Origin of the sequence: Acetivibrio mesophilus (assembly GCF_004102745.1) — a bacterium.
Taxonomy (GTDB): domain Bacteria; phylum Bacillota; class Clostridia; order Acetivibrionales; family Acetivibrionaceae; genus Hungateiclostridium; species Hungateiclostridium mesophilum.
Genome location: NZ_RLII01000017.1, coordinates 27,781 through 41,120 on the forward strand (window position 1 = coordinate 27,781; position 13,340 = coordinate 41,120).

Consider the following 13,340-nt stretch of genomic DNA (forward strand, 5'->3'; position numbering starts at 1 on the left):
AAAAATACAGCAGAGAAGGATTAAATGTTTACAGTTTTTTCTTACAGAAAGGATGAGTACATGAAAGTACGTGTATTTTTTGCAGCAATATTGGCAGTCATGCTTTTTACCGCACCTTCTTATGCTGCTGAGCCTGAATCGATACGCATAGCCGTCATTGATACTGGAATTTCCACCGTCGCAATAAGCGAAAAAAATTTGGATGAGGGATGCAACTATATTTTGTCGGGTGCCACCACTGAAGACACTGTTGGCCATGGTACTGCTGTAGCAGCTATCATCGCAGGCAGCGAGGCTGCAGGTATTACCGGACTTTATCCTGAAGCTGTGCTGGTTCCTCTGGTCTATTACAGCAAAAACGGGAACGATGCAGCGGTAAAAGGCGACCTATCCATGCTGGCACAGATTATCCGGGATGCGGTGGATGTTTATGATTGCCGTATTATTAACATCAGTTCAGGAGCCCGGGTTGATACCCCTGATCTTCGGGATGCGGTAGCTTGGGCTGAGCAGAGAGGAGTGCTAGTGGTTTCCTGTGCTGGTAACGATGGTGACGGTACAGGCTATTATCCGGGGGCTTTTTCCACCGTTCTTTGCGCTGGAGCTGTCAATTCAACGGAAGATGGCTCGGCTCTCTTTTCCAACCGCCACAGCGGTGTGGATTTACTGGCACCGGGCATAAAGTTGAAAACTGCTAATCTCAAGGGGGAAGCTGTAACAGTAAATGGAACCAGTTACTCTACAGCTTGGGTCAGTGGTGCTGCGGCAGCTTTACTGGCTATCGACCCTACTTTAACTCCCTATCAGCTACGGCAGCTTTTGCGCAATACCGCCCGGGATATTTGTGATGAAGGCTATGATGAGGAATCCGGTTGGGGTGTTATGGATCTGGATGCTGCAATAGCAAAATTACGGGCTGAAAGCGGGAAACAGCTACCCTTTTCTGATGTATCAGAGGGTGCTTATTACAGACAAGCAGTAGAGTGGGCTTTGAAAAACGGAATAACCGGCGGTACCACTTCTACCACTTTTTCTCCGGATATGAGCTGTACTCGTGCTCAGACAGTTGCATTCCTATGGCGGTCTGCTGGATGTCCGGAACCGAGGCTTACAGAAAACCCCTTTATTGATGTAGCTGAAACCGATTATTTTTATAAAGCAGTTCTTTGGGCAGTAGAGAAGGAAATTACCTCTGGAACTTCGGACACAACTTTTAGTCCTAGTGAAGCTTGCAATGAGGCGCAGATTATAACTTTTCTATGGCGCTCCAAAAACTGTCCCGATCCAGCAGGGCGAAGTAGACTGGCAGCAGGACTTGGGGAACACTATTATACCGATGCGGTGGCTTGGGCGGATATCCATGGCTTCTTTGCCACCGCTCAAACCGACTTTATTCCAATGAGGGAAGCACCGCGGGCTCATATTGTGGTGTACCTTTATCACAGTGTAGACGTTGGACATTGAGATAGCTGCAGTTCTGATAAGGATAGAAAAACAAATAAGGATAGTAGTAGCAATATAGTAACCAATAAAACGGTACGAGCAATCACAATATCAGAAGAAAGCGCTGACAGATTAAATGATGATATGCCCGGGGCAAAAGGAACAAGTGATGGTTATGTTCAAGGCTATTATTTTAAGATGCTATATTTATTTATTCTTTCGATGTTTTTTTATAAGATTCAACAAGTCCCACCACGTAGATGGGACTTGTTATTTTAGCCTCTGTCTCGAGCTTTTATTATGTTTTTTCTTGCATGTTGATAGCAAAGTTATTCTTCCTCAAAAACACGAATAGTGACGGTTGCCCCAATTTCTCTTAATTCTGATTGAAGAGCTAATGCTTTTTCTTTGGTGATATTATCGGTAATAATTGATGGAGCATAATCTACAATTGCCTTGGCTTCTACCAATCCAAGCCCAGTATACTCTCTTATCTTTTTAATAAGCTTTACCTTTTCAGAGCCACAATGGGTTAATTCTACAATAACACGTGTGTCTGGAGGGTAATTTTCAAGCCCAGCGGTCTGATTAGTGGGGTTAGATGCATTTTCTGGCGTACTGCTCCCGGCTATATTTTCCACAACCTCATTGAAATCAGTTGGCTCCAACTCGTCTACGATTCCTAATGCAATTAAGTTGCCACTTTCACCAACTTTAAATTCGCTGCCCTTTTTCATTGGGAATCTATGCATCATTTTGATATATGCAGTCACATAGCCATCAGCATCTGGAACATCGGAGGTTAAATATATATATGCACTTGAGTCGGTTTCATAAAAATAGCATGAACCTTGAATAATTTTATCTTTCAAGAAGGCTTCATCGGAAAACATTAGCTTTGCAGTGTATTGATTAATCGGTGGCATAATTCCTTTTGCTGTGAGAAATTGACCTGCTGCTACATCTTCTCTGGAAAGATCACCTAGAAGAATACCTACCGTGTCACCGGCATTTGCCGTTTCGATCAGCTTGCGAAATTGCTCAATTCCGCCGACCGTTACTGTCTTTGTACCTTTTTCAATATCAAGCAATTCAATTTCGGCATTTTTTGATACAAAGCCCGATGCAATGGTTCCTGTTACCACCATGCCTCCTTCTATAATACTAAATGTGTCTTCTATCTCCATAAAGAAATCATCACTCACTAAAGAGGTATTATCTATAACTGTGGTGGGAGTGGGGGCAATTGTTGGAGTCGGCGTTGGCATTTCATTGCCTACTTCACCATCAGAACTTTTCTTATTGCAAGCAGTGGGTAGCAACGCTAATATGATAACCATTAAAAAAATCAGTATATTTCGTTTCATCGACAGATACTCCTTTTGTCTCATAATTTTTAGATAAATATTTGTTTTTTCATATTACCATAATAAATTTATTTCTTCAATAAGTTAATTTACTTTTGAGAATAGCCAGAGCAACCTAAAGCTTTGGCTATTTCTGTTTGTTACAACATAATTAGAATTGGAAACTGTTGAATATTAGAAAGATGTTATAATAAAATGGAACGGATAAAAAATAATACCTGAGTACAACTTATAGCAAGTAATATCCTTTAGTAGAATAATAATTCTTTGGAGGCGCAAAATGAAAAAAGCCAGAATGACCATTGATAAAGACTATAAAATTGCTGAGATAGACAAACATATCTATGGTTCTTTTGTAGAACACTTGGGAAGAGCCGTATATGACGGACTTTATCAGCCTGGAAATCCCAAGTCGGACGAAGATGGTTTTCGTAAAGATGTTATTGAACTGGTGAAAGAGTTAAATGTTCCAATCATTCGTTATCCGGGAGGCAATTTTGTATCCAATTATATCTGGGAAGATGGGGTCGGACCGGTAGAGGATAGACCTAAGCGCTTGGATTTGGCTTGGAGAAGTATAGAGACCAACCAAGTTGGGATTAATGAATTTGCAAAATGGTGTAAAAAAGTAAATGCTGAGATAATGATGGCAGTAAACCTTGGCACCAGAGGGATCTCGGATGCATGTAACTTGCTGGAATACTGTAACCATCCTGGAGGTTCAAAATATAGTGATATGAGAATAAAGCATGGCGTAAGGGAGCCCCATAACATAAAGGTATGGTGTCTTGGCAATGAAATGGACGGTCCGTGGCAGGTTGGACATAAAACGATGGATGAGTATGGGCGAATTGCTGAAGAGACTGCAAGGGCCATGAAAATGATTGACCCTAAAATTCAGTTGGTTGCCTGCGGAAGCTCCTCAAAAGATATGCCGACTTTTCCCCAATGGGAAGCAACCGTTCTGGATTATGCTTATGATTATGTGGATTATATATCATTACATCAGTATTATGGAAACAAAGAAAATGACACAGCTGATTTTTTGGCAAAATCCGATGATTTAGATGAATTTATACGTTCTGTCATTGCCACCTGTGATTATATAAAGGCAAAGAAAAGGAGCAAAAAGGATATATACTTAAGTTTTGATGAATGGAATGTATGGTATCACTCAAATAACGAAGATGCAAACATTATGCAGAATGAACCATGGAGTGTAGCACCACCTTTACTGGAGGATATATATACCTTTGAAGATGCGTTACTTGTCGGTTTGATGCTTATTACCCTTATGAAACACGCCAATCGAATCAAAATTGCATGCATGGCACAGCTAATTAATGTAATTGCGCCTATTGTGACTGAAAGAAATGGCGGGGCGGCTTGGAGGCAGACCATATTTTATCCGTTTGTGCATGCTTCAAAATATGGCAGAGGTATAGTACTTCAACCGGTAATCAATACACCACTTCATGATACTTCAAAACATGAAAATGTTACCGACATTGAGAGTATTGCAATTTATAATGAAGAGGAAGAAGAGATTACGATTTTTGCAGTTAATCGAAATATTCATGAGGATATTGTTCTTGTATCGGATGTTAGAGGTATGAAAAATTATCGTCTACTGGAGCATATTGTTTTGGAGCATCCGGATCTAAAAATACGCAATAGTGTAAATGGCGAGCAGGTACAGCCGAAAAACTCAGATCGTTCCTCATTGGATGATGGTATTTTAACCAGTATGCTTCATAAAGCTTCTTGGAATGTAATTCGACTGGGGAAATAACGAACACATATTTCAAATATCTGGGGAAAGGTTTTATCCTAGGGGAATGAGCCCATGGAAATCGTGAATGGAATGAGGTGATGATTAGTATGAGAGAGGCCTTTTATCCATTAGATAAAGATGAGAACATTATATCAAAACCGACATTATATTTTTTTTATGAGAATTTAATATACTTTTTTTCAAGGGATTCAGCGATAGAGATTGTTAGCAAATATGAAAAAGCAACGGATGAGTATTATGGCGGTATTTACAAAGATATAATATATTTATCTGAAAAAGAGCTACTAACAAGAATAAAAGACACTGATTCGGAACTTGTTTTGCCATATATTTTTGTTTTTTTGTGGAATCAAAGACTGGGCATGATTTCTAAGGAAGCAAAACTGGAAATGGATTCACATTTAATTAATAGTCTTGTCTCAGATTTTGGAGAATACATTGTTGTAAAAATTTACATTATAATGACTCTATCGGGATATGCTGATGTTTATCTAAAAAAGCCATTAAATTATGAATATTTCAACGGTAAGTATGAAAGTTATTTATCAATTATTGAAGATTTGATAGGCTTTTATACTAAACCTGGGTATAATGATGACGATTATTTTTCATTGTTGTGTGATTGCCTTTGCATAATGGGAGTTAAAAACATCAAAAAGCATGGGTTATATAACGAGGTAATAGCCCTAGTTGAATATGTATTGTTGAATTATGAATTGGATGAAAGATTGCAGTGGCTATCTTATGAGAAATTTTTGCTGCTTATATATTCACTAAACTACAATACTGATGCTGTAATTAATTATTTAGAAAAGATACTGGAAAAAGAACAGCCGGCAAGCATTTTAACTTTGGTGCTGAGTGTCAAACTTTTTGGGGAAAGGGTATTGAAGCTGTTTAAAAATAGAAATACAGATTGCAGTTATTTTGGTGGAATTGATAATTTTTATAGGTTGGTTAATAATTAAGAGCTATTTACTTTGATGCCATACAAATCCGCTATGTTGGCAGTAGCTTTAGATAGGTTAAGTCATATTGGTTGATTACAGAAAAAGAATATACTTAATTTTTATACCAATTATATATAATACATTTTTGTTTAGTGGAGATATGGAATAACCTGTAAATACACTTTTAAACCTGTTTTGGACAAAAATAAGGCTACAGGGGAAATGGACAAATGCGTATCAATCATAAGCTCTTTTATTGTTGAAATGGACAGTTAGAAGATGGGATATGGACGAAAATTGTGAAGCAAGCTAATAGATAAAGAGAAGATTGACGCCTTTTATAATAACAAATAAAATATTGCTATTAGTAACAGGAAAATATTAAAGTATCTAAATACTAAACAAAGTGAATAGCATGGGTGAAAAAGGATGCATAAAATACTTATTATTGAGGACGATACGACAATAGCTAACATAATTAAAGAACATCTGGCTTCTTGGGGGATGATAACCCGCTGCGTAACAGATTTTCAGAATGTACTTTCGGATTTTGCCGAGTTTTCTCCCCATCTGGTTCTTATAGATATATCACTGCCATTTTATAATGGGTATCATTGGTGCAGTGAGATTAGAAAGATATCTCAGGTACCGATTATCTTCATCTCTTCGGCATCGGATAATATGAATATTGTCATGGCCATAAATATGGGAGGGGATGATTTTATCGCCAAGCCCTTCGATTTGGCGGTTTTGGTGGCAAAGGTTCAGGCCCTCCTTCGGAGAACCTATGATTTTACCTATGGGACTGATATATTGGAGCACAAGGGAGTAATTTTAAATCTATTGGACTATTCCCTTATGTATCAAGGAAATAAACTGGATTTGACTAAGAACGAACATCGAATTTTACAAGTATTGCTTGAGCAAAGGGGCAAAGTGGTAAGTCGGGACACTTTAATGTATCGTCTATGGGAGACGGATGATTTTATAGATGAGAATACTTTGACCGTAAATATAGCAAGACTTAGAAAGAAACTTGCCAGTGTGGGGATAGAGGAGTTTATTATTACAAAAAAAGGATTGGGTTATACGGTGGAATGACATGGGGATACTATTGGCTTATTTGAAATCAAAAAGAAAATTGCTAATAATGCTTTTTATTTTTGTAATAATTTTTGCTGCAGTATTCTCTCTATATGATTTACCTATCGAGGCAGTAGGTTATGCGAGTCTACTATGCTTTGTTATTATGTTGATATTTGGGATTTATGACTATATTATATTTTTAAAGAAGCATCTTAGGTTATCTGAACTTCAAGCAGATATTGCCATTTCAATAGATCAACTTCCGGCGGATGTGAATCAGATTGAACAGGACTACATGGCTTTAGTTCAAGCCTTATTTAATGATAAACAACAATATATGGCCAAAAGTGACAGGGAAAAAGCAGAAATGTTGGACTATTACACCCTATGGGTTCATCAAATAAAGACACCAATTGCGGCCATGCGGCTAATTCTTCAGAGTGAAGAGACTCGGCAGTATCATGAACTACAGGATCAGCTATTTAAGATTGAGCAGTATGTAGAGATGGTTATGGCCTATCTTCGTCTCGGTAGCAACAGTACTGACTTCCTACTGAAAGAATACGATATGGAAGAGATGGTAAAACAATCGGTGCGCAAATATGCACCGATGTTTATCCGTAAAAAAATCAGCGTAAGGCTGGGAAGACTAAAGTGCAAGGTATTAACCGATGAGAAATGGCTTTGTTTTGCAATAGAGCAGATACTATCTAATGCTATTAAGTATACAAATGAAGGATATATCTTAATCGATTCAGAGAATGAGACCACATTGGTAATTAGTGATACGGGAATCGGTATTGCTCCCGAGGATTTACCTCGCATTTGTGAAAAGGGCTTTACCGGCTATAACGGAAGAATTGACAAAAGGGCGTCAGGCATCGGTTTATATCTTACCAAGCAGATATTGACTAAGCTGGGACATCGGATCTCCTTTGAATCTGAAATTGGGAAAGGGACTACAGTTCGTATTGAAATGGGAACAAGTATCAAAGTATAGTATCATAAGACTTAATGCCGGATTCGGATAAAAAAGCCTGCCTTTAAAATATTGAAGCTTACAAAAAGGTAAGGAACGGACTAATATTGTAAGGTAAATCGATGGAAGAAGGTATGCTATTGCCGCTAAAATAAGTGTAGAAGTTTTAAGGAGGTTGTTATGATGTCATTGTTAGAAGTAAAAAATCTCAAAAAGATATACACGACGCGATTTGGCGGTAATCATGTACAGGCTTTAACCGATGTGAGCTTTTCAGTAGATGCCGGGGAGTATGTCTCTATCATGGGGGAATCCGGCTCAGGGAAAACTACTCTTTTAAACATTCTTGCGGCTCTGGATAAACCAACGAGCGGAGATGTACTGTTGTCGGGCAAGGATATGACAAAAATAAAGGATAAGGATATTGCAGCCTTCCGCCGGGATAATATAGGCTTTGTCTTCCAAGACTTTAACCTGCTGGATACCTTTTCGATCAAAGACAATATTTTTCTTCCTTTGGTATTGGCCGGGAAGGATTATAAGGAAATGGAACAGCGGATAAAGCCACTGGCCGAGAAACTAGGCATTACAGATATTCTGAAGAAATATCCTTATGAGGTATCGGGAGGTCAAAAGCAGAGAACGGCAGTTTGTCGTGCCCTTATTACGAATCCCCAAATCATACTGGCAGATGAACCTACTGGAGCATTGGATTCAAAATCAACGGATCAGCTGCTTCATTTGTTTGGCAAAATTAATGAGGATGGACACACTATTCTTATGGTGACCCATTCGGTGAAAGCAGCCAGCCATGCAAAACGTGTTTTGTTTATTAAGGATGGAGTAGTATATCATCAGATTTATAGGGGCAATTCCGGCTATGATGAGATGTATCAGAAGATTTCCGACACCTTGACTTTGCTTACTACCGGGGGTGACAAGAATGCGTAAAGGCTTGTTTCCTTCTCTTGCATTGCAGAATATCCGTAAAAACGGTAAGTTTTATCTACCCTATATTTTAACTATTATCGGCACAGTGACAGGATTTTATATTATAAGTGCCATTGCGTCAGACGAAGGGGTAGCTAAACTGCGAGGTGCGGCGTATGTGGAACTCATGATGTCTTTGGGTATAAATATTATCGGTATATTTGCTGTGATTTTTCTGCTATATACCAATAGCTTTCTCATGAAGCGGCGTCATAAGGAGCTGGCATTATATAACATGCTCGGGATGGAAAAACGGCATATTGCATGGATCCTTTGCTACGAATCCCTATATGTAGCACTTATTGGGATTGTTGGCGGATTACTTTGCGGCATACTGCTTCATAAGTTGGTAAGTCTTGCGTTATTTAAACTGCTTCGGTTCGATATACCCTTTGGTTTTACGATTTCTACTGCGGCTATAAAAGCATCGACAATATTATTTGCTTCAATTATTGGTATTACTCTGCTTTTTAATCTGGTGCGGATTCGAAAAGCCAAGCCGATTGAATTGCTTAGAAGCTCCAGCGCGGGAGAAAAGGAGCCAAAAACTAAATGGCTTCTGGCTTTGATTGGTGTCCTTTCCCTTGGGGCCGGGTACTATATAGCCTTAACTACAAAGACGGCAATTCAGGCACTTACAATCTATTTTTTAGCTGTATTTCTTGTGATAGTAGGTACCTATTGTTTGTTTACGGCTGTAAGTATCGTTGTATTAAAGCAGCTTCGAAGGAATAAAAAGCTATATTATAAAACTAAAAATTTCATTGGAATTTCCGGAATGCTATACCGTATGAAGCAGAATGCTGTCGGTCTTGCAAATATTTGTATATTGTCTACGATGGTATTGGTTATGGTATCGGGCACTCTTTCACTTTATTTAGGTACGGAGGACATGCTTGACAGTTTTTATCCGGGACAAATTATATCGGAGATTACCATAAATACAGAAGCAGAAAACGTTTTTCAAAAAGATATTATGGTAGAAAATATAAATGATATCATAAGCAAAAACAACGGCAGCATAACCAGACTGGAAGAGTATACCTTTTTGTCCTTTGTGGTAGGCAGAGGCGAAAATTATTACCACACAAACGTTGAAAAAAGTTTAAATGCCGATTATGTACAGCTATGCTTTATAACCGAAGAGGACTATATGAAGTTAACAGGAAAGAAAGTGGAATTGAAGGAGAATGAAATCTTATTTTTCAGTGATACGATGAAAGATAAAGAAAATATTCGCATAGAGTCCGGTGATTATTCTTTTGACTTTACTATAGTAGAACATTTGAATAGTTTTCCTACGACTGGCGGTCTAACCTCAATAGTCGATACCGGCTACGGAGTGGTGAAGGATGAGGCGGTACTTCAAACATTGTATGAGGGGCAGAAGTCTGCCTATGGCGAAATGGCCAGTAATTTAAAATGGATAGCAATAATTGATACTGATCAGAAAGAAGAGATTCAAATCAAATGTGCCGAGGAGATTAGTAGTCTATCTTCAGCAAATGGCATAGGAGATTATAGCTTCCTTTACGTAACTACAAGGGCACAAAACTCATATGAAGTTTATGCGATGACCGGTGGCTTTTTGTTCCTAGGCTTGTTTTTAGGGTTTCTTTTCAACATGGCAACGGTTTTGATTATCTACTACAAGCAAATTTCTGAAGGCTATGAGGATAAGGAACGCTTTGAGATTATGCAAAAGGTTGGGCTTCCCAAGAAGGATATTAAACATTCTATTAGTATGCAGATTCTGATAGTTTTCTTTGCACCGTTGGTAGTATCAGCAATTCATGTGGCCTTTGATTTTAGATTGATGATACGGCTTCTGAGTTTGTTTTCTCTTACGAACAATGGACTTACGATGCTTTGTACCTTGGGAACTTTATTGGGATTTGCTGTGATATACGGTATTGTATATTGGCTGACTGCACGAACTTATTATAAGATTGTGAGTGCTGAATGAAGCAGTAGATTTAAATATATATTATGAATGACTAAATCCACATGTTTTAAGTGTTTTGCAGGTGGATTTATGTTTTTGTTTAGTTCACTTTATCAATAAGGATAGCTATACACAATTGCATTGGATAAAATAACGTATTATGGTATAATATATTCATTCGTGGACAGAGTGTTAAATTGTTACAGCTTTTGATTGCTATTGAAAGGAGCGGTTCCAGCGGTTACCAAAAAGATGCTTAAGCGTTATGTATTATACATCAATCTGTATGATTAATAAGTTTATTTTCACTAAAAAAGAATAGGAAAAACATTACCTTAATAGGGGCTTGTATTATTGTTGCTAGCGTTGTTGATGCAGCAACAATAATTGGAGTATCAAGTGTTACATTGACTGATTCTCAAAAATCAAACACAGGCAATCTAGTTGCATTGTGGAGTACATCGGGAAAGGGAAGACAAAGAGTTAAATATGATAATGGGCTGAAAGTTACAGCAACGGCAATAAGGGTACAAAAGAATTGGTTTGATAAGGAACTTAAATCAATGGCTACCACTGCTACTTCTTGGTCAAGTTGGTCATCTTATTTCGACTTGACAGAAATTAATGTTGGGTATTATGCAAAAATAGAAGGGACTACAGTTGCTATGAGTAAAGCAGAGTTCGAAGTTGTCAGTAATAAGCAATACATAATAATTCAGCATGAGACTTGAACTAAAGGTCTAGTCGCATGCTTCTTTGTGAGGTGCATCATGATGGTTTTCAAAAAAATATTTACACTTGAAATGAAATTATTTATGAAAAAATACTATTTGATTATTCCCATGTTTTTGTCTTTTTTATACATGTTTTATGGGTATTATATTATGAAAGATGCACTTGATAATTTCTCATTTTTAAGAACTAGTGGCTTCGTTATGATGTTTCTGACAATTTTGTCGATATGCTTTGGTGTTATAAATGCCAGACAGGATAAAGACGCCAAATTTGAGGAAGTGTTAAATACATTGCCGGCTGCCTGGACACGCCTGATGGCAAAGGTTTTTACATGGGCAGTCTGCTCTTTTGCTTATTGTTTGATACTTGCAATATTCTGTACTGTTTGGGTGGATAACGGATTAAAGGAATTGGGAAAGTATGGCCTGCAAGTTGTACCCTATATATTCGTAAATTTTTATATGCCCATGATATCCACTTGGCTTATTGCCTATTCAGTGGAAAAAACGTTTAATCCGAAAATAGGATGGCCTGTTTTGCTGTTAATATGGTATATTATTTCACCAATAAAAAATAGAACGAGTGGGATATCTTTTATGTTAAATCAATTTGTTGAAGATCCCTATGGCGATTCACGTCTTTTACATTACGGACTTGAACTTAATATTGGATTATTATCAAGAAAATTGTGGTTTTTAATGTTTGGTATGTCAATATATGTTCTTGTAAATTTAATTAGTTTAGGAACACGAAATTTAAAAAATGCAAAAGCTAAAATTGCGGGAGCAGCAGCGATATTATTATTTATAAGTGCAGTACCATTAGCAGTGTTTTCATCTAAACCTCACTCCCTAGGGCAAATGTGGGAGATAAGTCATAGCGTTTGGAATGATGAAATACTCGAGCAGGCTAAAGAAAGACTTGAATCGGAGTATTGTAATGGTGAAATAAAGTTGCTTCATTTGGAGTTAGGAGATAGCAAAGGAGATTTACTGGAGTATTATGCCAAAATTAATATTGATAATGTTAGAAAGGAACCCGTAATATTTACTTTATACAGAAGTCTTGCTGTTAAAAATGTGAAGGTTAACGGATCTGAGTATAATGAGTTTATCCGGGATGGGGATTGGATTGTTATACAAGAACCTCTAAAGGGAGAATTAGAAATTGAAATTAATGTTTCTGGAAAACTCCCCTATTTGCTTGGAGAAATAACGGATCACACATTATTATTGATGCCAGATTTTCCTTGGTATCCTGTATTAGGGAAACATAAAGTAATGCTTCCTGTGCTTACTCATGGTTATTTGCCTAATAATTTATCAAACGGAGAACCTTATGATATTGTACTCAAAAGCCACAGGGGAGATGTAATAACTAATTTATCCTACGATATGGATACGGAATTTAGCGGTCAAGTAACCGGACCTTTAGTTATACAGGGAGATTATAAAAGCGGAAATATTGGAGGAATACATTTTGTTGCTCCACCTTCAATATATCATTTCTACAAAGAGTATATAGGCATAATACCTGACTTGTTTATGGAGTATAGAAAGGAATTTGAAAATTCATTAGGGATTGAGACTGATTATAATTTTTGTGATAAATATAATAAAGTATTTTTAGTTAATTTGAATGAATCAATTCGTATTAATCACGATGAAGTATATTTAGATTACAGTTCATGGGTACATTTGGCTTCTGAAGATAGTATAAGAAGAAGTTGTGAGTTTTTAAGACCAATGCTTGCGTTTGAGTGTTTTTGGAGGACAGGCGAGTTTGTAGAAAGCAGTGTTGCGCCATGTTTATTTCAAACACTAATTGAAATAGCTGAAACTGGTGAAAAAAAAGATTTAGAAGAATACTATTCACAGTGGTGGGACGAGGACAGGGAAAAACAGATAGTATGGGAAAATGACCTTAGTGATGTATACGAAATTGAAAGACTCATAAAAGCAGAGTCCAAGGAAGAAATAAGCAAAATAGCATATGAAATACTAAGAAAATGGGTAACAGTAAATAAGTCAAAGTAAACTGTAAGCTTTAT

The 13,340-nt window shown here is 37.4% G+C and carries 10 protein-coding genes; 9 read left to right on the plus strand and 1 reads right to left on the minus strand.

Going from position 1 to position 13,340, the window contains the following annotated elements; all coding sequences use genetic code 11:
- Positions 1 to 24: 24 nt before the first annotated feature.
- The gene (locus EFD62_RS11950) at positions 25 to 1,464 is read left to right on the plus strand and encodes a S8 family peptidase (protein WP_128706191.1); all 1,440 of its coding nucleotides are present in this window, start codon (positions 25 to 27) and stop codon (positions 1,462 to 1,464) included.
- 308 nt (positions 1,465 to 1,772) lie between these two features.
- On the opposite strand, the gene EFD62_RS11955 is transcribed toward EFD62_RS11950, so the two are convergent.
- On the minus strand, positions 1,773 to 2,810 hold the full coding sequence (locus EFD62_RS11955) for a ribosomal protein L7/L12 (RefSeq protein WP_069195305.1): 1,038 nt from the start codon (positions 2,808 to 2,810) through the stop codon (positions 1,773 to 1,775).
- Positions 2,811 to 3,090: 280 nt separating this feature from the next.
- Between EFD62_RS11955 and arfA the strand changes: the two genes are divergently transcribed.
- The 8 genes from arfA to EFD62_RS11995 all read left to right on the plus strand — a co-directional run bounded on the left by arfA (position 3,091) and on the right by EFD62_RS11995 (position 13,326).
- A complete protein-coding gene (gene arfA / locus EFD62_RS11960; protein WP_069195304.1) occupies positions 3,091 to 4,602 on the plus strand; it encodes an arabinosylfuranosidase ArfA in 1,512 nt (503 codons plus the stop codon).
- 89 nt (positions 4,603 to 4,691) lie between these two features.
- The gene (locus tag EFD62_RS11965) at positions 4,692 to 5,573 is read left to right on the plus strand and encodes a hypothetical protein (protein WP_069195303.1); all 882 of its coding nucleotides are present in this window, start codon (positions 4,692 to 4,694) and stop codon (positions 5,571 to 5,573) included.
- A gap of 411 nt (positions 5,574 to 5,984) precedes the next feature.
- Complete coding sequence (locus tag EFD62_RS11970) at positions 5,985 to 6,656, plus strand: response regulator transcription factor (RefSeq protein ID WP_069195302.1); 672 nt, start codon at positions 5,985 to 5,987, stop codon at positions 6,654 to 6,656.
- Position 6,657: 1 nt separating this feature from the next.
- On the plus strand, positions 6,658 to 7,641 hold the full coding sequence (locus EFD62_RS11975) for a sensor histidine kinase (RefSeq protein ID WP_128706192.1): 984 nt from the start codon (positions 6,658 to 6,660) through the stop codon (positions 7,639 to 7,641).
- A 162-nt stretch (positions 7,642 to 7,803) separates the two neighbouring features.
- Positions 7,804 to 8,571 carry an ABC transporter ATP-binding protein gene (locus tag EFD62_RS11980; RefSeq protein ID WP_069195300.1) on the plus strand — a complete coding sequence of 256 codons (768 nt, stop codon included), beginning with the start codon at positions 7,804 to 7,806 and terminating at the stop codon, positions 8,569 to 8,571.
- A complete protein-coding gene (locus tag EFD62_RS11985) occupies positions 8,564 to 10,576 on the plus strand; it encodes an FtsX-like permease family protein (RefSeq protein ID WP_128706193.1) in 2,013 nt (670 codons plus the stop codon). The genes EFD62_RS11980 and EFD62_RS11985 overlap by 8 nt, the downstream gene beginning before the upstream one ends.
- A 386-nt stretch (positions 10,577 to 10,962) precedes the next feature.
- Positions 10,963 to 11,286 carry a hypothetical protein gene (locus EFD62_RS11990; protein ID WP_235832642.1) on the plus strand — a complete coding sequence of 108 codons (324 nt, stop codon included), beginning with the start codon at positions 10,963 to 10,965 and terminating at the stop codon, positions 11,284 to 11,286.
- Positions 11,287 to 11,325: 39 nt separating this feature from the next.
- Positions 11,326 to 13,326, plus strand: a complete 2,001-nt coding sequence (locus EFD62_RS11995) for an ABC-2 family transporter permease (RefSeq protein WP_128706195.1) — start codon at positions 11,326 to 11,328, stop codon at positions 13,324 to 13,326.
- Positions 13,327 to 13,340 lie beyond the last annotated feature (14 nt).